The organism is Cupriavidus sp., from assembly GCF_057315035.1.
Window position 1 is genome coordinate 22809 of the sequence record NZ_DBHKYV010000053.1, and the last position, 22547, is coordinate 45355.

Annotated in this window: 22 protein-coding genes; 15 read left to right on the plus strand and 7 right to left on the minus strand. The window is 64.8% G+C overall.

Going from position 1 to position 22547, the window contains the following annotated elements; translation table 11 throughout:
- The first annotated feature begins 4 nt into the window (after nucleotides 1-4).
- The 3 genes from ACO550_RS35835 (at nucleotide 5) to ACO550_RS35845 (ending at nucleotide 3631) form a co-directional block, all read left to right on the plus strand.
- Nucleotides 5-1111, plus strand: coding sequence for an S-(hydroxymethyl)glutathione dehydrogenase/class III alcohol dehydrogenase (locus tag ACO550_RS35835; RefSeq protein WP_238265859.1), 1107 nt, complete (start codon nucleotides 5-7; stop codon nucleotides 1109-1111).
- 9 nt (nucleotides 1112-1120) lie between these two features.
- Nucleotides 1121-1969, plus strand: a complete 849-nt coding sequence (fghA, locus tag ACO550_RS35840; protein ID WP_485995117.1) for an S-formylglutathione hydrolase — start codon at nucleotides 1121-1123, stop codon at nucleotides 1967-1969.
- Nucleotides 1970-2149: 180 nt separating this feature from the next.
- On the plus strand, nucleotides 2150-3631 hold the full coding sequence (locus ACO550_RS35845; protein WP_315597122.1) for an amidase: 1482 nt from the start codon (nucleotides 2150-2152) through the stop codon (nucleotides 3629-3631).
- 53 nt (nucleotides 3632-3684) lie between these two features.
- Here the strand turns inward: ACO550_RS35845 and msuE are convergent, their stop codons facing one another.
- The 7 genes from msuE to ACO550_RS35880 all read right to left on the minus strand — a co-directional run bounded on the left by msuE (nucleotide 3685) and on the right by ACO550_RS35880 (nucleotide 10458).
- Nucleotides 3685-4248 (minus strand): FMN reductase, encoded by a 564-nt coding sequence (msuE, locus tag ACO550_RS35850; RefSeq protein WP_315597123.1) that lies wholly within the window; start codon nucleotides 4246-4248, stop codon nucleotides 3685-3687.
- Between the two features lie 145 nt (nucleotides 4249-4393).
- A complete protein-coding gene (locus ACO550_RS35855; RefSeq protein WP_315597124.1) occupies nucleotides 4394-5206 on the minus strand; it encodes a MetQ/NlpA family ABC transporter substrate-binding protein in 813 nt (270 codons plus the stop codon).
- A gap of 108 nt (nucleotides 5207-5314) precedes the next feature.
- Nucleotides 5315-6808 carry an efflux transporter outer membrane subunit gene (locus ACO550_RS35860; protein ID WP_315597125.1) on the minus strand — a complete coding sequence of 498 codons (1494 nt, stop codon included), beginning with the start codon at nucleotides 6806-6808 and terminating at the stop codon, nucleotides 5315-5317.
- Nucleotides 6805-7806, minus strand: a complete 1002-nt coding sequence (locus ACO550_RS35865) for an efflux RND transporter periplasmic adaptor subunit (RefSeq protein ID WP_315597126.1) — start codon at nucleotides 7804-7806, stop codon at nucleotides 6805-6807. Before ACO550_RS35865 ends, ACO550_RS35860 begins: the two co-directional genes overlap by 4 nt.
- Nucleotides 7803-8012, minus strand: coding sequence for a DUF1656 domain-containing protein (locus ACO550_RS35870; RefSeq protein ID WP_315597147.1), 210 nt, complete (start codon nucleotides 8010-8012; stop codon nucleotides 7803-7805). The genes ACO550_RS35865 and ACO550_RS35870 overlap by 4 nt, the downstream gene beginning before the upstream one ends.
- A complete protein-coding gene (locus ACO550_RS35875; RefSeq protein ID WP_315597127.1) occupies nucleotides 8012-9988 on the minus strand; it encodes an FUSC family protein in 1977 nt (658 codons plus the stop codon). The genes ACO550_RS35870 and ACO550_RS35875 overlap by 1 nt, the downstream gene beginning before the upstream one ends.
- Before the next feature lie 5 nt (nucleotides 9989-9993).
- Nucleotides 9994-10458 carry a MarR family transcriptional regulator gene (locus tag ACO550_RS35880; protein ID WP_315597128.1) on the minus strand — a complete coding sequence of 155 codons (465 nt, stop codon included), beginning with the start codon at nucleotides 10456-10458 and terminating at the stop codon, nucleotides 9994-9996.
- A gap of 259 nt (nucleotides 10459-10717) precedes the next feature.
- On the opposite strand from ACO550_RS35880, the gene ACO550_RS35885 reads away from it, so the two are divergent.
- The 12 genes from ACO550_RS35885 (at nucleotide 10718) to ACO550_RS35940 (ending at nucleotide 22546) form a co-directional block, all read left to right on the plus strand.
- Entirely contained in the window at nucleotides 10718-13447 is a 2730-nt protein-coding gene (locus tag ACO550_RS35885; RefSeq protein ID WP_315597129.1) for a glycoside hydrolase family 18 protein, read from the plus strand.
- A gap of 102 nt (nucleotides 13448-13549) precedes the next feature.
- Entirely contained in the window at nucleotides 13550-13993 is a 444-nt protein-coding gene (gspG, locus tag ACO550_RS35890) for a type II secretion system major pseudopilin GspG (protein ID WP_315597130.1), read from the plus strand.
- A 7-nt stretch (nucleotides 13994-14000) separates the two neighbouring features.
- Nucleotides 14001-15176 (plus strand): type II secretion system F family protein, encoded by a 1176-nt coding sequence (locus ACO550_RS35895; RefSeq protein WP_315597131.1) that lies wholly within the window; start codon nucleotides 14001-14003, stop codon nucleotides 15174-15176.
- Nucleotides 15173-16888, plus strand: coding sequence for a GspE/PulE family protein (locus ACO550_RS35900; RefSeq protein WP_315597132.1), 1716 nt, complete (start codon nucleotides 15173-15175; stop codon nucleotides 16886-16888). The genes ACO550_RS35895 and ACO550_RS35900 overlap by 4 nt, the downstream gene beginning before the upstream one ends.
- Nucleotides 16869-17624, plus strand: a complete 756-nt coding sequence (locus ACO550_RS35905) for a hypothetical protein (RefSeq protein ID WP_315597133.1) — start codon at nucleotides 16869-16871, stop codon at nucleotides 17622-17624. The genes ACO550_RS35900 and ACO550_RS35905 overlap by 20 nt, the downstream gene beginning before the upstream one ends.
- A complete protein-coding gene (locus ACO550_RS35910; protein ID WP_315597134.1) occupies nucleotides 17621-18139 on the plus strand; it encodes a hypothetical protein in 519 nt (172 codons plus the stop codon). Before ACO550_RS35905 ends, ACO550_RS35910 begins: the two co-directional genes overlap by 4 nt.
- Nucleotides 18136-18666, plus strand: coding sequence for a hypothetical protein (locus ACO550_RS35915; protein ID WP_315597135.1), 531 nt, complete (start codon nucleotides 18136-18138; stop codon nucleotides 18664-18666). The genes ACO550_RS35910 and ACO550_RS35915 overlap by 4 nt, the downstream gene beginning before the upstream one ends.
- The gene (locus ACO550_RS35920; RefSeq protein WP_315597136.1) at nucleotides 18663-19226 is read left to right on the plus strand and encodes a hypothetical protein; all 564 of its coding nucleotides are present in this window, start codon (nucleotides 18663-18665) and stop codon (nucleotides 19224-19226) included. The genes ACO550_RS35915 and ACO550_RS35920 overlap by 4 nt, the downstream gene beginning before the upstream one ends.
- 61 nt (nucleotides 19227-19287) lie before the next feature.
- Nucleotides 19288-21174 (plus strand): secretin N-terminal domain-containing protein, encoded by a 1887-nt coding sequence (locus ACO550_RS35925; RefSeq protein ID WP_315597148.1) that lies wholly within the window; start codon nucleotides 19288-19290, stop codon nucleotides 21172-21174.
- Entirely contained in the window at nucleotides 21171-21653 is a 483-nt protein-coding gene (locus ACO550_RS35930; protein WP_315597137.1) for a prepilin-type N-terminal cleavage/methylation domain-containing protein, read from the plus strand. Before ACO550_RS35925 ends, ACO550_RS35930 begins: the two co-directional genes overlap by 4 nt.
- A gap of 1 nt (nucleotide 21654) precedes the next feature.
- Nucleotides 21655-22077 (plus strand): type II secretion system protein, encoded by a 423-nt coding sequence (locus tag ACO550_RS35935; RefSeq protein ID WP_315597138.1) that lies wholly within the window; start codon nucleotides 21655-21657, stop codon nucleotides 22075-22077.
- Nucleotides 22049-22546: a type II secretion system protein gene (locus ACO550_RS35940; RefSeq protein WP_315597139.1), complete on the plus strand. Its 498-nt coding sequence runs from the start codon at nucleotides 22049-22051 to the stop codon at nucleotides 22544-22546. The genes ACO550_RS35935 and ACO550_RS35940 overlap by 29 nt, the downstream gene beginning before the upstream one ends.
- Nucleotide 22547 lies beyond the last annotated feature (1 nt).

Genomic DNA, 22547 nt, shown 5'->3' on the forward strand with positions numbered 1-22547 from the left:
CCTCATGAAGACCAAAGCCGCCATCGCCTGGAAAGCCGGCGCCCCGCTCACCGTGGAAGAAGTGGACCTCGACGGTCCGCGCGCCGGTGAAGTGCTCGTCGAAATCAAGGCAACGGGCATCTGCCACACCGATTACTACACGCTGTCCGGTGCCGATCCCGAAGGCATCTTCCCGGCCATCCTGGGCCATGAAGGCGCGGGCATCGTCACCGACGTCGGCCCCGGCGTGACCTCGCTGAAGCCGGGCGACCACGTGATTCCGCTCTACACGCCGGAATGCCGCCAGTGCAAGTTCTGCCTGTCGCGCAAGACCAACCTGTGCCAGGCCATCCGCTCGACGCAGGGCAAGGGCCTGATGCCCGATGGCACCTCGCGTTTCTCGATCGACGGCAAGCCGATCTTCCACTACATGGGCACGTCCACCTTCGCCAACCACATCGTGGTGCCGGAAATCGCACTGGCCAAGATCCGTCCGGACGCACCGTTCGACAAGGTCTGCTATATCGGCTGCGGCGTTACCACTGGCGTGGGCGCGGTGCTGTTCACGGCCAAGGTCGAGGCCGGTGCCAACGTGGTGGTGTTCGGCCTCGGCGGGATCGGCCTGAACGTGATCCAGGCGGCCAAGATGGTAGGCGCCGACAAGATCATTGGTGTCGACCTCAACCCGGGCCGCGAAGCCATGGCGCGCAAGTTCGGCATGACGCATTTCATCAATCCGAAGGACGTCCCGAACGTGGTCGACCATATCGTGCAACTGACCGATGGCGGTGCCGACTACTCGTTCGAATGCATCGGCAATACGCAGGTCATGCGCCAGGCACTCGAGTGCTGCCACAAGGGTTGGGGCAAGTCGATCATCATCGGCGTGGCCGAAGCCGGCGCCGAGATTTCCACGCGTCCGTTCCAGCTGGTTACGGGTCGCGAGTGGAAGGGGTCGGCATTCGGTGGCGCACGCGGCCGCACCGATGTGCCGAAGATCGTCGACTGGTACATGGAAGGCAAGCTCAATATCGACGACCTGATTACGCATACGCTGCCGCTCGACCGCATCAATGAAGGCTTCGACCTGATGAAGCGCGGCGAGTCGATCCGCTCGGTGGTGCTGTACTAAGGAAGCGATATGGAACTGCTGTCCGAACACGGCTGCCACGGCGGCGTCCAGCGCTTCTACCAGCACCAGTCGGCAGCGATCGGGCTGCCGATGCGGTTCTCGGTCTACCTTCCGCCCCAGGCGCTGAAAGCGGACGCGCAACCGCTGCCGACGCTGTTCTACCTGGCCGGCCTGACCTGCACCGAGGAAACGTTCGCCATCAAGGCCGGCGCGCAGCAATACGCCGCGGAACACGGCCTGATCCTGGTGGCGCCGGACACCAGTCCGCGTGGCGCGAATGTGCCCGGCGAGGCCGATGCGTGGGACTTCGGCGTAGGTGCCGGCTTCTATGTCGATGCCACCGAGGCACCGTGGCGCATGCACTGGCGCATGGAAAGCTATGTGGCTGATGAACTGTTCCACCTCGTCACCAGCAAGCTGCCCGCCGACGCGGCACGCGTCGGCATCTTCGGCCATTCGATGGGCGGCCACGGTGCACTGGTACTGGCGCCGCGCTATCCGCAGCGCTTCCGCTCGGTCTCGGCAGTCGCGCCAATCGCCACCCCATCGAAGTGTCCGTGGGGCGTGAAGGCGTTCACCGGCTACCTCGGCGAGGATCGTTCGCGCTGGGCCCAACACGATGCCAGCGCACTGATGGCGCAGCAAACCACGGCGCCCTTCCCGGCCGGCATCCTGGTCGACCAGGGACTGTCAGACAAATTCCTGGCCGAGCAACTGCATCCGGAAGCGTTTGAAGCGGCCTGCGCCAAGGTTGGCCAACCGCTGACTTTGCGCCGGCATGAGGGCTACGACCACGGGTATTACTTCATCACGACGTTCGTGGCCGATCATGTCCGGCATCATGCTGAGCGGCTTTGAAGCTGAGCCTGTAGCAGTTCAGGCGCCGGCCCTCTCCCCCGCCCCTCTCCCGCGCGCGGGAGAGGGGAGACCACCATGGGCACAACGACGGCTGATGGTTTGCTCCCCTCTCCCGCATGCGGGAGAGGGGCCGGGGGAGAGGGTTGGCGCTTATCGACCATTCACGCCTCATCAATGACCATGACAGCCTCCACCTACCGCCCCAACCCCATCGTCATGCTGTCTGCAAGGCAGCTTTCCGAGGCCATTCACGCGAAGCAGTTGTCGAGCCGCGAAGTCATGGCGGCGTATCTGGCGCATATTGCCGTGGTCAATCCGGGCAGCAATGCCATCGTGGCGCAGCAGGACGAAGCAACGCTGATGCGCGAAGCGCAAGCTGCCGATGAAGCGTTGGCGGCCGGCAAGTCCGCGGGCTGGATGCATGGCATGCCGCAGGCGCCGAAGGATCTGGCAATGACGCGCGGCATTCGTACCACGTATGGATCGCCGATCTTCAAGGACAACGTTCCCGCCACAGATTCGGTGGTGGTGGAGCGCGTGCGCAATGCCGGCGCCATCCTGATCGGCAAGACCAACACGCCCGAGTTCGGGCTCGGATCGCATACGTTCAATCCGGTGTATGGCGCCACACGTAATCCTTACGATCCAACGCGTTCCGCAGGCGGCAGCAGTGGCGGTGCCGCGGCGGCACTCGCGCTGCGCATGCTGCCGGTTGCCGATGGCAGCGACTTCGGTGGTTCGCTGCGCAATCCCGCGGCGTTCTGCAATGTGTTCGGCTTTCGTCCATCGGCCGGCCGCGTGCCCTATGGTCCGGCGCCCGAGCTGTTTCTGCCGCAACTGGGCTGCGAAGGGCCGATGGCGCGCAATGTGGAAGACCTGGCGCTGCTGCTGTCCACCCAAGCTGGTCCCGATGACCGCACCCCGCAGGCGTTGCCCAGCGACCCGGTGCTGTCGACTCTGACACCGCAGAACGTGGGCGCCGTGCTCGATGCAGACCTGTCGGGCAAGCGCGTGGCGTGGCTGGGCGACTGGGGTGGCTACCTGCCGATGGAAGACGGCATCCTTTCGATGTGCGAGCAGGCGCTACGCTTCTTCCCCGATTTCGGGGTCAGCGTCGAGAGCATCGCCGCCCCCTATCCGCCCGAGAAGATCTGGCAGATCTGGCTTGCGCATCGGCATTTCCTGACCGGCAATGCGCGCATGGCGCTTTACACAAACCCGTCGACCCGCGCGCAGTTGAAGCCCGAGGCCATCTGGGAGATCGAAGGTTCGCTCGACATGAAGGCCACCGACCTGTACGCCGCCAGTGTCCAGCGCAGTGCGTGGCATCAGGCGCTACAGCGCACGTTTGCGCAGTTCGACTACATTGCCGTGCCCACTGCCCAGGTATTTCCGTTCGACGTTACCGAGCATTGGCCGAAGTCGATTGCCGGGCGCCAGATGGACACCTATCACCGCTGGATGGAAGTCGTCGTGGCGTGGACGTTGTCGGGTTGCCCCGTGATCAGCGTGCCGGTCGGATTCAATGCAGAGGGTCTGCCGATGGGCATGCAACTGATCGGACGTCCGCGCGACGATCTCAGCGTGTTGCGCCTGGCAGCCGCGTACGAGAAGGTGCGCGACTGGGTCGGTGACCGGCTACCACCGGTGCTGGAAGGCTGAGGTATCGCTCCCCTCTCCCGCGCAGCGGGAGAGGGGAGCAAACAATCGGTGCTTCAGGCCACGCGCCTTAGCTGCCGTGCCGAAGCGGTAAACAGTGGCGCCGCACGCTCCACCGCCAGTTTGATGCGCTCGGCCAGTGCACCGTTGCCAACCTGGTAACCATCGAAATCGGCCGTCGACGCGTATACGCCGATCGGCAGCGTCAGCGCCTGCAGGAAGCTGAATAGCGGTCGCAACTGATGCTCGAGCACCAGCGCATGGCGGTCGCTGCCACCGGTAGCTGCCAGCAGTACCGGCTTGTCGACCAGTGCGTCCATGCCCACCAGGTCGAACAGATGCTTGAAGTGTCCCGGGAACGAACCGCGATACACGGGCGCGGCGGCAATCACGAGGTCGGCCGATTCGATTGCGGCGATCTGCGCCTCGATATCGGCGGACAGTTCGTCGCGCGTCAGTGCGGCGCCAAGTGGGCGGGCGATCTCGCTGAGGTCGACGATCTGCGTGTCGAGTACCAGCCGCTGGTCCAGTTCGGCCAGCAACGCCTGGATCAGCACCAGCGTGCGCGACGGTTGATGAGCGCTGCCGTTGACGGCGACGACTTTCAGCGGTGTGGACACAATGTATCTCCGGGGCGGGAATCGATTCCGTACCTTAGCGCCGCGTGACTGCCACGCGAACGAACCATTTGGAATATGCATAGATGCAAAAACGGCGACCATTGGCCGCCGTTTCGCATGAAGCAAGAATGCCGGCTGTCGTTGCTTAGAACGACGGCACCATCGCACCCTTGAACTGCGCCTTCATGAACTGACGCACTTCTTCGGACTGGTATGCCGCCACGAGCTTCTTGACCCACGGCTTGTCCTTGTCCTGCGTGCGCACCACGATGATGTTCGCGTACGGGCTGTGAATGTCTTCCAGCGCGATGGCGTTGCCCGTCGGCTGCAGCCCTGCCGCCAGTGCATAGTTCGTGTTGATCACGGCGGCAGCAACATCCGGCAGGGCCCGGGCCAGTTGCGCGGCATCGAGTTCGACGATCTTCAGCTTCTTCGGATTCTCGGCGATATCGAGCGGCGTGGCGTTCACGCCATTGGTGCCAACACCGGGCTTCAGCTTGATCGCACCTTGTGCCGCCAGCAACAGCAGCGCACGGTTCTCGTTCGACGGGTCGTTGGGCACCGCCACCTTGGCGCCTTGCGGCAGATCCTTCGGCGACTTCAGGTTCTTCGAGTAAATGCCCAGCGGCGAGATATACGTGAAGCCCACGCTGACCATCTTGTAGCCGCGCTGCTTGATCTGGCTGTCCAGGTAAGGCTGGTGCTGGAAGCTGTTGGCATCGAGATCGCCGGCATCCAGTGCGGCGTTAGGCTGCACGTAGTCGTTGAACTCCACGACCTTCACGTTCAGGCCGTTCTTCTTGGCCACCTTCTGCACCACCTGCCAGACTTCGGCATCGGGGCCGCTGACCGTACCGACGCGAACCGTCTGTTCCTGTGCGACTGCATTGCCAGCTGCCACCACGCCCAGTGCCACGGTAGCGGCAGCCAGGGTCTTCGAGATCGAGAGCATTTTCATAGGTATTGTTGTTCCTGGGAATCGAGGAGTACCGCCAGTGCCGCCATTCCCTCTGTGTGGACGGCGGCCGGCCGCACCGGATAGGTGCGGCCGAGGCGCAAGCTTACCTCAATGCGCTTCCGGTTGAGTCTCGGCCGGCTCGCCGGCCTTCTTGCCCACCGGATGGCTGGCAATGGCCGGCGCGTTCTGCCAGCCGCCGCCGAGCGCCAGGAACAGGTTGATCTGGTCCATTGCGACCTGCGCGTCCGATGCAGCCAGTGCGGCATCGGTATTGGCCAGCGTGCGGTCGGCATCCAGGCTCTGCAGGTAAGGCGAGCGCCCCGCCTGCCACAACTGGCGGTTCTGGCGCGCGGCTTCGTCCGCCTTGTCACGTGCCGAACGCAGCGACTGGTTGCGCTCCAGTTCATGCGTATAGGCCGACAACGCGCTTTGCGTTTCGCGCAATGCCTTCAGCACCACGCCATCGAAATGCGCCAACGCACCCTCGGCACCAAACTCCATGTTGTGGATGCGCGCACGCGTACCGCTGGTGGGAATGGTCCACGACAATGCCGGGCCCCAACCCCAGTGCGCGGTCGGCGCCTGGCCAAGGTGATCGAGGATACCGGTGAAGCCTGCCGATGCGCCAATGCGGATCTGGGGGAACAGGTCCGCCGTGGCCACGCCGATCTTGGCCGTGGCCGAGGCCAGCTCACGCTCGGCCTGGCGCACGTCGGGACGGCGCTTGAGCAGCGCGGTGCCATCGCCAACCGGCAGCGCCTGCTTCAGCGTGGGCACATGCTCGCAGGCCACGCTCTCGACATCGAGCGCGGTCGGCGGCTTGCCGAGCATCACGGCCAGGCGATAGGCCGCGCCTTCCTGTTCGGCGCGATACTTCGGCAAAACCGAGCGCAGCGTATCGGCCTGCGCCTGCGCACGCAGCAGATCGGTCGGCTGGCCGCGGCCCGCATCCACCAGCTTCTGCGCCAGCTTCACGCCGCGTTCCTGCAGGTCGAGCTGATGCGCGGCCACATGCAGTTCATGGGTGGCCGTGCAGCCTTGCACATAGGCACGCACGGTTTCCGCCACGACCCCTACCCGGGCCTGGTCCAGCGCGGCATGGCTGGCTTGCGCGGCGGCCAGCGCGGCTTCGTCGGCCCGCTTGAGCTTGCCCCAGAAATCGATCAGGTACGACACCTCGAAACCGATGTCGCCGAAATTCATCACCGGGATCTTCTCTTCGTGCAGCAACGGCTCGCCGGCAATCTGGCCGCGCTCGGCGCTGGCGCGGAACTTTGCCTCGGGAAGATTTTCGGCTTCGACCTCGTGATACACGGCAATCGAACGCTTGAGGTTGGCCGCGGCCACGCGCAGGTCGGTGTTGGCCACCAGCGCCTGCTGCACGAGTCCATCGATATGCGGGTCGTCGTAGAGGCGCCACCAGTCGTTGGGAACGTCGCCAATCGACACCGCGTCGTTGTCGGTGCCAGCGAACGGACCATTGGCGGCGGTCGATTTCACGACCGCATTGTCGGGCACCTTGTGGTCAGGGCCGACGGTCATGCAGGCGGCCAGCGCCAGCGGCAACATGGCCACCAGCGAGGCACGGGCAATGCGATTCACTGCAGGGCTCCGGTTGCGGACGCGCTCTTGCCGGCCAGCGCGACCTTGTCATGCGAGGCACTCTTCTCGACAGCCGCCGCCGGCGCGGCAGGCTTGTCGGCCGGCTTTTCGCCCGGCTCTGCAGCGGCATTGGCATCGCCCTTGACCGACACCGTGGCGGTACGGCCCGCCACCATCCGCACGTCATCCGGCATCTGGTCGAACTGGATCCGCACCGGCACGCGTTGGGCCAGCCGCACCCAGTTGAAGGTCGGGTTCACGTTCGGCAGCAGGTTCGAGCCATTGGTCCGGTCGCGGTCCTCGATACCGGCGGCAATGCTCTGCACGTGGCCTTGCAGCACGCGCTTTTCGCCCATGATGCGGATATCGACCGGGCTGCCGACATGAATGCCCTGCAGCTTGGTTTCCTCGAAGTAGCCTTCCACGTGGAACGACTTCGAATCGACCATCGACAGCACCGGCTTGCCGGTCACCACATAGTCACCCAGGCGCGGCAGGCGGTCGTTGACATAGCCTTCCACCGGGCTCACCACCCTGGTGCGCTCAAGGTTCAGCTTCGCCACGCCGATGGCTGCTTCGGCCTGCGCCAGTTGGGCTTCGCCCTGCTGTACCTTGGCCAGGCCCTCTTCGATGATTTCCTTCGACACCACGTCGGAAAGCTTCTGGCTACGCGAGGCTTCGCGGCGTGCCTGGGCAAGATTGGCACGCACTGCAGCGGCGGTGGCTTCGGACTGGCGCAGGGCCAGCGCATAGCGTTCGTGATCGATTTCGAACAGCACGTCGCCGGCCTTCACATGCTGGTTGTCCTTGACCGCGATGCGCGTGACCAGCCCCGAAACATCGGGCGCTACCTGAACCACGTCGGCACGGATATGCCCGTCACGCGTCCATGGGGCTACCGTGTAGTAATCCCACAGGTGCTTGACCACGACCACGCCAACGGCGGTGACGGCCAGCGTCAGCACGACTGGCCCGAGCGAAGAGAGTCTGAATTTCATGATTGCAGCCACGGCACCATGGCAACCACCCCACCCAGGACGATTGCGTACAGCGCCAGATTGAAGAGAGAACGGTGCCACACCAGCCGGTAGAAGCCCACGCGCGTCAACACCGCGCGTGCAGCACTGGTGATGATGAAGGCAGCGAGCATCCATACCAGCAGGCTGGGAATGAACACGCCATAGATACTGATTTCACCGGGCATCATGCTTTTCCGGAAACGGGTGCCGGCAGCGCCGGCGGAAACAGGGCCACCTGCATGTCGACCAGCGCGGCCAGCGCCACGCGTGACCGCACCTTCTGCTGCGCGTTGGTGAGGCGGGTCAGCAGCGCATCGGGCGGTACGTCGGCCGTGCCGTCGAGGCGCGCGCGGTAGTAGGTGGAAATACTGCGCAGCACGCGGCGCACCGCATGTTGCTCGTCATCGGGCATCGCCGCCATTTCGCGCTGCAACGCCAGCGCGGTCAGTTCCACACGCACCTCGCTGAAGCCATCGGTCGACACTTCGCTTTCGCTCGCGGCCAGCCGGGGCACCAGTTGTGCCAGGCGGTCCAGCATGCGGGCGCGCAGCTGGGTATGCGAATCCGGATGCTTGCCGAGCGCGTTCTCGGCGATATCGCTCCAGCCCGACCGTACCAGGCGGCGCGTGGCCGCACGCGTGCCAAATGGCCGCACCACGAGGGTCCAGACCAGTGCGAAGGCAATGCCAGCGATACCCGCGATATTGCTGTTGAAAAACGACTGGAAGTTCGCGCTGTACGCTCCCTGGATGCCGATATCGTTGGCCGTGACAACCGCCAGCGGCATGCCGATCATCGCCAGGCGCGGCTGGGCCACCAGCAGGCCGATGATCAGGTACGGCACGGCAAACATCAGTACCAGCATCTCGAAGTCATGCGCAATCGGCAGCACCGCGAACAGCATCACCAGCGAGATCAGCAGGCAGACCACGTTCCAGTTGAAGAACGATCGGATCATCGGTGCCGGCTCGTCCAGCGCGGCAAAGAAGCAGCACGAGATCGCACCGAGCGCCACGGCACCCGCGCCATCTGCCCATCCGGTATGGATCCACACCATGCCCATGGCGTAGATCGCCATGGCGACGGTCGCCGTGGAAAACAGCAGCATGCCGTGGTCGTAGTGGCGCGCACGGCCCACTTCCCAACGCAGGAACTCGGGTGCCCAGTCACGCTCGATATGCTTTTCGCCAAGGCGCACGCATAGCGTCACGCAGTCGTGCCACAGTGCCACCATCTGCTGCAGCCGGTCTTCGGCGGCGGTAACCAGGGCGGCGTTCCAGCCTGGCTCCAGCGGCGTGGCGGTCAACTCCGGTCGGCTCTCGCCTGACGCACCACGCTGGATCCATGCCTTTACCGCCTGCATCTGCGCGGCCAGCGGTGCCGGCAAGCCACCGGCGGCCTGCATCGATTCAACAATCGTTGCCAGCGATGACAGCACCGGCAGCAGCATGGTCATGCGCCCGCGCAGCTCGCGTGCGGCGCGCACACGCACCGCGCTTTCGGCGTCATAGCTGAGTTGGCTGATCAGTTGATCGAGTGCCAGGATATCGGCGGCCAGACGATGACGGCTCTGATGCTGCGACACCTTGGCGCCGGGGCTCGCGGACAGCATGTCGCCAGCCCACAGCGTGGCATCCGCCATCCATTGGCGCGACTTGTCGCGCAGCACGTTGGCAACGCTGGCCGGCATCACCACGGCACCGACCACGGACGCGCACAGGATGCCCAGGCAGATTTCCTCGGAACGCGCCACCGCGAGGTCGAAGATGCCGACGGGGTTGTCGACCGATGGCAGCGCGACCAGCGGCAAGGTATACGCGGCCAGCATGAAGACATAGCTGCGTGGCGTGCGATGCATCAACGCCACGTACAGCAGGCACGCGACCCAGATGGCCACGGCGCCCATCAGCAGGGGCGGCGAATTGACCAGCGGCGGCACCATGGCCACGCCGGCGGCCGCGCCGATCAGCGTACCGAGCACGCGGTACAAGGCCTTGGAACGCGTGGCGCCCGTGAGCGGATGCGCCACGATATAGACCGACCCCATCGCCCAGTACGGACGCGGCAAGCCCAGGTACATCGCAATCCACAGCGCCAGCATTGCGGCGATAAACGCCTTGAACGAGAAAATCCAGTCCCGGGCGGAAGGCCAGGTGCCCATGCTGATCACGACTCCTGCTTGCCCGACGACGATGCGGATGCCGCGGCACGCGCCAGCGCGTCGAGCACGCGCAGCGATGCAGCCATGTCGGCTTCGCTGATGTCCGCAAACACCTCGGCGCGCAACTGTTTCAGTTCCACCTCGATCAGCTCGGCCATGCGGTCGCCAGCCTCGGTCAGCGAGAGCACGTTGGCGCGCCGGTCGCTGGGATCCACCTCGCGGCGCACCAGCTCGGCCGCGCACAGCTGGTCTACCAGGCGCACCAGCGTCGCACCTTCCACGCCAACGTAGTCGGCCAGTGTCACCTGGCGCACACCGCCGCCAAGGCGACGGATAAACAGCAAGGGCGCGGCGGCGGCGGCGGAAATGCCGTGGGCGGTCACTGCAGCCTGGCTGATCTGTCGCCATTGACGGCCGGACAGCATCAGCTGGCCGGTGAAGGCGAATCGGAGGGCGTCGATTTGTGGCATGGGTCGAATGATAGACGTGAATTAATTAGGATGCAAATGATTTTCTTGCGAATTAGTTCAACACGAGAGGATTATCGGGCACATGCGTTCTTCGGCGGGTGACCACGCCATCGTTCGATGCACACAGGAATCGTTCAGTCCGCCCTGCCAGGCGCAAACGACCCGTGTTTTCGGATTCCTCCTATTTGACGCCCCGCACACCACAAATAGATTCGGAGCGCCGAACCGGTTCTGGCGTGACCAAACCCCTTCCTCGAACATGGAAACGAAAAAAACCTTCCCAAAAAAGGCGGCGATCTCGTCGGCCGCCCTGGCGATGCTCGTATGCGGCATGAACAGCGCGATTGCCGCCCGCCCTACCAGCCCGGACCAATGCAGTTACGTTGACACGTGGAAGCCCGCCGACGCCTACCCTCCGCAGTACTGCGTCGAGTTCGGCAAGCGCGTCTGGAGCAACGAGCGGTTCGCGCACCCCGGCCAGCAACCCGGCGTGGACCATCCAATCTACTTCGGGCAAGCGTGGAGTCCGCGCGCGCCGTTGTGGTTCGATATCGGCGCATATGTCGCGCCGTCGGCCACGCCGGATCTGCAGCTCTCGGTCGCGGCCGGTGCTACCCCCGCACCGGTGACCTATGTGGTGCCGAACAAGGAACGCACCAGCGTTCACTTCGTTACCCAAATGGCCGGCTACGATACTGGCCGCAGTTACCGGCCGGTGGTCGAGGGCAAGTTCTCAATCCTTGAGGTCATGGCAGAGGACACCTCGCGACCGGGGTCGCTCGAAACCGTGCGACTGCGTGCCCAACGCAACACCACGGGCACTGGCTACGACGGCGTGCGCACCGAGATCAATGCACATGGAGGCCCGGCGGGCCCCGGCACGCTGGTGGTCTGGTATGAACCAGCGGACAACCCGAGGCTGCGTCCAGGCACGCGCTACGTGACGCAGGTCCGGCACCGCACCGGCATCCAGGCCATTGCCAACGATCTTCCGAATCGCCCGGTGCTGAAGACGTTCAACGTTGGCGTCGATATCGTTCATCGCAACCCCGAGGTGACGCCTGTCAGGGTTGACGCAAAGACCACGCGTTTCGTCCTGCCGATGCCTGCCGACCAGGGGCGTAGCGGCTGGTATGCCACCACCACGCATATGAACAGGACGGGGCCCGATAGCGGTACGGTCCATTGCCCGAGCGGCATGACGGACCGGTTCAATGTGCCGGCCGCGGACGAGAACGGCACCGCTATCGCGATTACGCTGCGTGCGTACAAGTCGGCCAGCAACGATGGCAGCGGCGAGGCCACGCCGGCTGCATGCCGCCTGGCCAAGCCGGGCCAGGCCGTGGAAACTCTGGTATTCGAGTTCCACCCCGACGACAACAAGGGCTTGCTCCAGCCGAGTCTTGGTTCGCGCTTCCGCAATGCGCTGCCCTACCGGATCGCCGTGCGCAACGCCGTTGGCGACATGGCTGACCAGTCGCAGCGCACCCTCGACATCGAACTCGATCTCACCATCGGGAAGAGCTCCACGACGGAACCGAAGGACCCGGTGGACCCGGTGGACCCAAAGGATCCGAAGGACCCGGTGGATCCAAAAGATCCGGTAGATCCGGTAGATCCGAAAGACCCGGTTGACCCCGTCGACCCCGTCGACCCGGTTGATCCGGTCGACCCGACCGACCCGGTGGAACCCGTTGACCCTCAGGATCCCGATGACGGCGATGTACCAGCCACGCCGCGCACGAAGGTGCCGGCACCCAAGGCCGGCCAGCTCGGCGGCACCTATATGCAGGATGCCATCTACAGCCGCAACTATCTGGTTCGCGACATCGTCAAGACCGGTGCGGCAAGAAGGCTGACTTACCTGAACTACGGCCATGCCAGCCTGCATCGTGGCAACGACGGCCTCTACCGCTGCCAGACCGGCACCACGCGCAGCCCGAGCGACCCGTTCGCCGACTATGGCAAACGCTTCACGGCAGCCGAATCGGTTGACGGGAAGGCCGACGCGGACATGAAGCATCTGCTCGGTGGCAACTTCAACCAGTTGCTCAAGCTCAAGAAGGCATACCCGGTCAAGACACTGATCTCGATCGGTGGCGCTGGCCTGAACGACCGCTTCGCCCAGGCGGCCAACACCGGGGCGGGTCGCAAGGCACTGGCCGAAAGCTGCGTCGATACCTATATCAAGGGCAATCTGGCTGCCAGCAAGTCCAGCACTGGCGGGGCAGGCCTGGCCAAGGACGTGTTCGACGGCATCAACCTCGAATGGCTGTCGCCCCACCGGGACGACATTCGCGAAAGCAAGGCCAATCCGATCGACTGGGACAACTATCTCAAGCTCGTACAGGCCTTCCGCGATGCGCTGAATCAGGTGGGCAGCAACTACCTGCTGACTGCCAGCCTGAATGTGGCCGAGGACATTCCCGTGGAAAAGACGGCCATTGCCATCGCGACCGAACTGAACTGGATCAATGTCCGCGCCTACGACTTTGTCGGTGCGTGGAAAGGCCAGACCGGGCACGCATCAGGTCTGCGCATGAGCCAGGGCAGCCCTTGGACCAACGTTCCGACGATGAAGCAGCGCAGCCTGACGGGCACCATCTGGGATACCTACAACGCCGGACTGCCGCAGGAGAAGCTGGTGTTTGGCATCCCGTTCCACGGTCATGGCTGGACCAACGTCCGTCCCGGCAACAGCAAGGGACTCTGGATGGCGGGCAGCCCGATCAACGGCGATTTCACGCAAAGCGTGCGCGACTACCGCGACATCAAGGCACTGCGCAATTTCAGCTCCTATCTCGATACGAGCGGCAAGGGTGCATGGCGCTATGACGGATGGACCTTCTGGTCCTACGACAACAAGCAGCTCGTGCAGGACAAGATCGGCGTGGTGCGCAACACACGTGCGGCCGGGGTCTTCGCCAGCAACCTTGCCGGTGACGACAACGGCGAGCTGATCGGCGTGATGGAAGGCATCAAGCGCTAACCCTGGCAGTGCCCTTGCGGTGACCGGATGACCACCGCCACCGCCCATGCCGTCGTCGATGCACAGCATCGTCGACGGCTTTCTGGTTTTTCGGGATTCACTATGTCTTTACCGAGTCACAACACACGCAGCGGCAAACGCCGGGCAACTGGCTTCACGTTGCTGGAGTTGCTGGTAGTGCTGCTGATCATCGCCATGCTGGCCGGCTATGTCGGACCCAGGTTATTCGGCGAACTGGACAAGGCCAGGGTCAAGACGGCCTCCGGCCAACTGAAGGCATTGGGCGATGCGCTGGAACGTTACCGGCTCGACATGGGCAGCTACCCGACGACCGAACAAGGCCTCGAAGCACTGCTGACAATGCCCGTGGAAGGCCGGCAGCGCTGGGGAGGGCCATACCTGACGCGCGAGATTCCCGCGGATCCGTGGGGCCATCCCTACCATTACAGGCAACCGGGCACCGCCGACAAGGACTTCGACCTGTTCTCCACGGGCTCCGACGAAAAGCCCGGCGGCACTGGCCACGCCGCCGACCTGACATGGTGAGGCACGCATGCAATACCGCCTGACCATCGCCCGCCACGGCCAGCTCCATGAGCGCATCGTCACTGCGCCGAACGCCGTCGAAGCCCGCCGCCACGCGGCAAGCGGCGAACACGTAGTGGCCTGCCGCGGCGTACTGCGCCTGCGCCACGCCGCGCCATTCTCGACCCCACTGTTCACGCAGGAACTGATTGCCCTGCTCAACGCGGGTCTGTCCCTGATCGAGTCCGTGGAAGCGCTGCGCGACAAAACCATGGCATCGCCGGAAAATCTCACCCGCCATGTGCTCGACCGCATCGTCCACGGTCTCCATGAAGGACTGCCACTGTCGCGCGTGCTGGCCGGGCTGCCGCATGCATTTCCGGCGCTCTACATCGCCACGGTTGCTTCGGCCGAGCGCGCCGGGCACCTTGCCGAAGCACTATCGCGCTATCACCACTATGAGGCCCGCCTGTGCGCGGTACGCAAGAAGGCCGTCAGCGCGATGATCTATCCGGCCGTGGTGATCGCCATCGGCGCGGGCGTGATGAGCTTCCTGCTGTTCCTTGTCATCCCACGCTTCAGCCACGTCTACGCGTCGATGCGCGAACTGCCGGCAGCCGCGCGCTGGCTGCTCTGGTGGGGCCAGACCGTGGAAGCCAGGGGCGGCACGATTGGCATTGCCATGGTCACGGGACTGCTGGTATTCATCGGCGCGGCGCGACGCACGAACCTGCCGCGGCGCCTTGGCGCGCTGGCATGGCGAATTCCACAACTGGGGGCACTCCAGCGGCTGCTCGCGCTCACCAAACTCTACCGCACCAGTGGCCTGCTGCTGTCCGGAGGCATGGCGCTGGTACCGGCCCTGCGCCTGGCCGCACCACTGCTTCCCACCGCTATGCGCACAGCCATGACTGGCGCCATCGACGATATCGAGACTGGCCTTCCCGTGGCGGATACGTTGTCGCGCCACGGCCTGACCACACCGGTGTCGGAGCGCCTGCTGCGCGTCGGAGAGCGCAGCGGCGAACTGCCCGAGATGTGCGAACGGGCCGCGCAGTTCTGTGACGAAGCGCTCGATCGATCCATCGATACCGCCACCAGGCTGATCGAGCCGCTACTGATGCTGGTGGTGGGTGTGCTGGTGGGCGGCATTGTGTTCCTGCTCTACATGCCGATCTTCGAACTGGCGGGGAGCATGCAATGAACCGCGTGACATCGAAAGCCGCCACCCTGCCTTCGCTGCATCAGTTGTACGCGCTTCGCATGCGTTCCCCGGAAGCCGATCTCCAGATGCTGGTGGCCAAGGCCGCCGGCGTCGATGGCGACGCTGCCGCCGCGCACGTGGCAAAGCTGCTGCGCTTGCCCGTACTTGACGCTACCGCCCTGATTGCGGCCACGCCCCGTTTCGACCTGTTGCCTTACGCCGATGCCATGCGGCACGGTTGCCTGCTGGCGCCGATGGATACTGCTTCGGCCACGCCGATGCTGACATTGGTCTTGACCGACCCCACCCAACTCGCCATCCGCGAACGTCTGGCGCGACAGCTTGCCAGCGCTGGGCAGCCATACATCGAAGCCGTGGTGGCCAGTGCCGCCATGGAAGCCGCGCTGGCGGTTCATGGCACTCGCCAGCGCGCACTTCCCCAGGTCGCGGCTGGCCCCGATGAAGCCCATCAGGGCGATGCCGGGCCCGGCATTTCGCTGGCCAGCCTCGCGCAGGACACCAGCCCTGTGGTACGGCTGGTCAATTCCACGCTCTATGACGCCTTGCGCGTGGCTGCGTCTGATATCCACCTCGAAATGCTGCCCGAAGGGCTGGCGGTGCGTTACAGGGTCGATGGCGTATTGCTGCATGCCGCAACGGTGCAAGGCCATGACACGGCCGAACAGGCGATCTCGCGGATCAAGGTGTTGGCCGAGCTCGATATCGCCGAACGGCGCATTCCGCAGGACGGGCGATTCAAGGCCACGGTGGCGGGTCGCGAAGTCGATTTCCGGGTTTCGGTCATGCCATCGATTCACGGCGAGGATGCGGTATTGCGGGTGCTCGACAAGCAGCGTGGCGCAAGCGATGGCGCCCGGTTGCGGCTTGACCGGCTCGGTCACGCCAACCATGCCGTGAACGCCATCCGGGCGCTTGCGGCAATGCCCCATGGGCTGCTGCTGGTCACCGGGCCAACCGGGTCCGGCAAGTCCACCACGCTATATGCCACGTTGTCGGAACTCGATACTGGCCAGGACAAGATCATCACGATCGAAGACCCGGTCGAGTACGAAGTGCCCGGCATCCTGCAGATCCCGGTCAACGATCGCAAGGGCCTGACATTCGCGCGTGGCCTGCGCTCGATCCTGCGCCACGACCCGGACAAGATCCTGGTCGGGGAAATTCGCGACGGCGAGACCGCCGCGATTGCCGTGCAGGCCGCATTGACCGGCCACCTGGTGTTGACCAGTGTTCATGCGAATGGTGCCTTCTCGGTGCTAGACCGCTTCCTGCACATGGGGATCACGCCCCATAGCCTGGTCGAATCCCTGATCGGGGTGGTAGCCCAGCAACTGGTCCGCACCGTCTGTCCGCACTGCGCACAAGAGGTCGTGGTCGACGCGGTGGCCGATGAAGCGCTGCTGATCCGCTCCGGTCTGAGCCGGACGGACGTCGCGGACTGGCAATGGCGCGCAGGACGCGGCTGCGATGCCTGTCACGGCACGGGCTATCTTGGGCGCCGCCCCGTCACCGAAGTGCTACGCATCGACGACCGGCAACGCGACGCCATGCTCAGGCAAGCCCCCTCGGCAGCGCAGCGCAGGATCGCACGCGAGGGCGGCTTCCGCTCGTTGCGCCACGCCACGCTGGAACTCGTCGCCCACGGCGTCACCACCTTGCAGGAGGCCAATCGTGTCACGTTCACCGAGTGAGTTCGGTCTCTGGCTGCTGCGCGATGCGCTCTGCCTGCGGGCCGAGGCGCGTGGCATGGCCATTGACGCACCGGCCCGCTACCACAACGTTGCCGCCGGGATCGATGCGATGCTGGATGCCGTCGATACCCTGCTGCCGCATGCGCGCGGCAAAGCTGTATCGGTCCGGCTCGGCCATCCATGGGTCTGGCATGTCGCCGTACCCTGGCAGACCCGACTGGTTTCCGACGAGGACTGGCTGGGCTGGACCCGCGCCACCTGCGACACGCTCGGTATCGAGCAGCACGCATGCCACATCGCGCTGGGACACGCCCGCTACGGCAAACCACGGCTGGCGGCGATCGCCGATGCCGGACTGATCGAGGCCTTGCAGAAGCGTGCCGCGCGCCACGATGTGCGCCTGCGCAGCGTGACATCCACCTTCACGCACGCGCTGCACCGCTACCGCCGCGTGCTGCCGGCTGCGGCGTCTGCAATCGCCATCCACGAGCACGGCACGCTGTACTACGCGCTACGCCAGCAGGCAGCCGTAGTCGCCATGACGACGCTGGCCGGCACCTCGCAAGACCTGACCCTCGTCGAGGCCGGGCTGGTCAACCTTGCGCTCGGCTCAGGCAACCAGGTGCCCGCGAGCCTGGTCCTGATCAGCGAGACCGACCCGCACGCGAGGTCCGCCATGCCAACCCGGATCCACTGGCTTGGCCCCCACCTGCCAGCCTTGAAGGCCCACCCATGACAGCCGATCTCCCTGAATTCCTGCCGCGGCGGCGGCGCCAAGGCGTGGCAGGCCTGGCGGTGCTGGCCATCGGCCTGGCCATGTGCGCGTGGGCCATCCATGGCCTGGTGGCGCTGCGCGCCGTGGAACGCGCGGTTGCCGAGGCCGAGGCCGCGCACACCACCCTCAAACGCAAACTTGCCGGCGAACGCAATGCCCGGCGCGCGGCAGGCCCCGGCGCCGAAATCTTGCACCGGCAAACACAGCCGCTGGCACCAGCGCTCGACTGGCTCGAGCGGACCGCATCCGACAGCGTGTCATATGCGCGCATCGACGTCGACGGCAATACACGTAGCCAGCGGGTCGAACTGGAGGCGCGCGACGAGTCCTCGTTACTGGCATTGATCGACGCGCTAAACGCCGCGCCACAGCTCAAGAACGTGCAGCTGGTTCGCCAACAGCGCAACACCGACGCCAGCGGCCGCGGCAGTGTGGAAGCCACGCTGCAACTGCGCTGGCAGGAGGCCACACCGTGAACCGGCTCTACTGGACGCTACGCTACGCCTGCCATTGCTGCAGCGGCTTTGGTCTGGTTGGCTTTTGCCTGATCCTCGGCGCATCGCTTGCGCTCTTCGGCGGTATCCGGCCCGAACGCGCCGCGCAATCGATGCGGCTGACGTCCCTGACTGCCCTGATCGACGACAGCGCAAGACTGGAGAACGATGCCGCTCGTGTACACGCGGATACGGCAAGCCAATCGATGCCCGCGGCAGCAACGTACACGAACTTCCTGCGCAAGAACGCCGAACTCGCGCTATTGCATTCCATCGCCCTTACCGAGATCGACTTCACGTCGCGCCCTGAAGCCGGCCAACGCTTGGTGCGCCATACGCTGCGCTATGCGATCGACGGCAACTATCCCGCGCTGCGCGAATACCTTGATGCCGTGGAACGGCTGCCGGGCGCACGCGTCGAGTCCGTATCGTTTGTTCGTTCGGGCGATCAACGTGGCGCCGTCAATGCGCTCGTCAACCTCAGCTATCTCGTGGAGACCGCATCGTGACCGCCATCCGTCCGCTGCTGCTGGTTTTGCTGGCCACTGCCTGCGCCACCACGTATCTGGCATGGATCGACAACACCAGCACAGATTCCATGCCATCCGTGCGCAAGCATGTCGACCGTAACCGGATAGTCGCCGCCTCAGTCGCCCCCTCAGTCGCTGCGTCCACCGCATCAGTTGCTGCAGCCGCACCCTTGGCAGACGTGCCACGCGCCGACCTGTTCAGGCTACCCGAATGGCGGCTCGGTGCCAGGGCGCCGTCCGGCGACGAAGCCTTGCCGACATTCGATCCTGCATTGCCGCCGGATACCGTCACGCCGCCACGCCCGACGCTGGAGATCAGCGCGATCTGGCAAGACAGCCGCGGCGTCATGGTGATGCTGAACCACGCCGACGCCTCACGTATCGCCTGTTCGGGTTGCGATGCACCGGGCAGCTTGCAGCCCGGACAACACTGGCGAGGCTATCGCCTGAATGCCGTGGGCCCGACCGGCGCAAATATCACGGAGCTCGCCACCGGCCAGCGCCGCGACCTTTTTATCGAACGCTACCCCGCCGACTGACTTACGTATTCCGGCAGCTTGTCGGCAGCTTGTTTGATTTACGCAGGAGATTCACTTGAAAGTGCGATTGCAGTACAGATTGCAGTGCAGCTTCCTGGCGCTTGGCGCATTGACCCTCACGGGATGCGCCGGCCTGCCCGGCAAGGGCGCGCGCACCGGCGAGCGCCCACACGCTGCGCTGGCGCAGGCCGCGGCAGCCGCCGCGGCTAAACCAGACAACACCGCCAACCAGCTCAGGCTGCAGGTTGAGCGCGAGAAACGCGTCCAGACGCTGGTGCTGCAGGGCATGCACCAGCTTGAGACCACCACACCCGATGCCGCAGCGGCATCGTTTGCCGAAGCACTGTCGCTCGATCCGGGCAACGCACGCGCGCAGGAAGGCGCCGCCCGCGCCGCCGCACGCCGGGAAATCGAAGACCTGCTGCAGCAGGGTCGGGAACAGGCAGCCGCTGACAGTACCGCCGCACTCGAGCAGGTCGACCAGGCGCTGGCACTGGACCCCCGCCACACCGGCGCCCGCGCGCTGCGCCTCGAACTCGAGGCCGTGCAGGCAGCGGACATCCAGCAGCCTGCGCGCAGCCTGGCCGCGTCACTGCGCCAGCCTATCTCGGTGCAGTTTCGCGACCAGCCGCTGTCGAGCGTACTGACCACGATCTCCTCCATGTCGAAACTCAACTTCGTACTGGACAAGGATGTGCCGCCGGACCTGCGCGCCACGGTATCGGCAAAAGACACCTCGGTGGAAGCCATCGTCGACCTGGTCCTGAGGACCAACAACCTGGACCGCAAGCTGCTCAATGACACCACGCTGCTGATCTATCCCAGGGCCGCGGACAAGGTCCAGCAGTATCGCGACCTGACCACCCGTACGTTCTACCTGAACAATGCCGACCCCAAGCAGGTCATGGCCATGCTCAAGCAGATCGTGAAGAGCAAGGACGTATACGTGGACGAGCGGCTTGGCATGCTCGTGATTCGTGACACACCCGAGTCCATCGCCGTGGCCGAGCGCCTGGTGGCCGCGCACGACCTGCCGCAGTCCGAGGTCATGTTCGATGTGCAAGTGCTGGAAGTGAACAGCAACAGCGAACTCAACCTGGGAATCCGGTATCCGTCGAGCATCTCCGCGTCGGTTTCCGGTGCGGCCAAGCTGCCCGGCGTCGTCACCTGGAACGAATTGCGCAATCTCAATGGCAACAACATCGGCGTCAACCTCGGCGACCCGGTCCTGACAGCCAACCTGGCCCGGCAGACTGGCCAGGGGGAATTGCTGGCCAATCCGCGTATCCGCGTCAAGAACCGCGAGAAGGCCAAGATCATGATTGGCGACCGGCTGCCCGTGGTGACCACGGTCAATGGCAACGGCGTGGTGACCGAATCGGTCGCCTACCAGGACGTCGGGCTGCAACTTGACGTCACGCCCACGCTGACGCAGGACGGTGAGATCGGCGTCAAGGTGGCATTGGAAGTATCGAACGTGGTCAACACGATCAAGACGCAGACCGGCCTGATGGCCTACCAGATCGGCACGCGCAAGGCCGAGACGCAAATGACGGCCCGCGACGGCGAAACCCAGGTGCTGGCCGGGCTGCTGCAACGCATGGAACAAGGCAATGGTCACGCCATTCCCGGCCTCGGCGACCTGCCCGTACTCGACCGCATCTTCGGTACCCGCTACAAGAAGGACTCCTCGACGGAACTGGTGCTGCTGATCACGCCGCGTATCGTGCGCAATCTCCCGGTGCCGGCAGCCCATGTCACGCGGTTCAACAGCGGTCCGCTGGCCCAGATCACTACCGCTCCGCTCGCACTTGAGTCCACTCAACCCGACAAAGCCACGCCGCGCACGCCCGCGGCAAAGACCAGGACAACGGCTGCCCGCCCCGCGCAAGCCGTCAAGCCAATGCCCGCATTGGCCGAAGCACCCACCATCGAGCAAACGCAATGACATACCGTCACGGCCGCGCCGGATTCACGTTGATCGAGATGCTGGTGACGCTGACGCTGCTCGCCACGCTGGCCTTGGTGGCGTGGCCCCTGGCAAGCCTGACCGCCCGGCAGGCGCGCGAAACCGAGCTGCGCCAGGCATTGTGGCAGATCCGCAATGCAATCGATGCGCACAAGGCCGCCCTCGAGGGTGGCCGCATGACCCGCATGGTGGGAGCGTCGGGTTACCCCGCCACACTGTCCGCATTGACCGACGGAGTGACCGATATCCGCAACCCGGCCGCAGCGAAGCTGTACTTTCTGCGCAGGATTCCACGCGACCCGATGTGCGCGTGCCCCGGACTGCCGGCGGCCGAAACGTGGGGACTGCGGTCGTATGCGAGCCCGCCCGATGCGCCCGAAGCCGGCGATGACGTGTTCGATGTCCATTCACGATCGACAGAGGTCGGCCTGAATGGCATCCGCTACCGGGACTGGTAAGATGCGCGCCCTTTCTTCCCGAAGCAATCGCCGCGGCTTTACGCTGATCGAACTGCTGGTTGTATTGGCCATCATGGCCGTACTGATGACGCTGGCCGTGCCGCGCTATGCCACCCAGACCGAACGCGCCGAGGAAACCGTGCTACGGCACAACCTGCTGACCATGCGCGAGGCCATCGACCGCTACCACGCCGATACCGGTCACTACCCCAGCTCGCTGGACACACTGGTGGAAAAATCCTACCTGCGCCAGATTCCGCTGGACCCGATCACGCGCAGTGCCAATGGCTGGCAACTGGTACCGCCTCCGGCGAATCCCGAAGCAATCCACGACGTTCCTGGCGATACCATGCAAGGCGTATTCGATATCCGTAGCTCGGCCGAGGGGAAGGCGCATGACGGCACACCGTACCGCGACTTCTAGGCGCGTACTGCGCGCCAGGCAGGCGGGCTTCACACTGCTGTGGTGCCTGGCCATGGTCGCCGTGACCGGCATCGGCATGATAAAGATCGGCGAGGTCTGGCAGGCGCGTGTGCAGCGCGAGCAGGAATTCCTGTTACGCCACGTCGGCGCCGAAATCCGCGAAGCAATCCGCCAATACGTCGAGAATGGCGACGGCAGCTATCCGAAAACGCTGGACGACCTCGTGGAAGACCGGCGCACCGGACAGACGCGGCGCTGGCTGCGCCGCGCCTGGCGCGACCCGATGACCGGAGCGGACTGGAGATATCTGCAGGCACCCGGCGACGGCTTCCTGGGCGTGCATAGCGCGTCCGAGACGCGACCACTGAAGCGCGACGGCTTTCACGCTGGCGAGGACCATTTCTCCCAGGCCACCAGCTACGCGGCATGGCGCTTTGCCTACTGGCCCGGACAACCCCGTCAAGAATAGT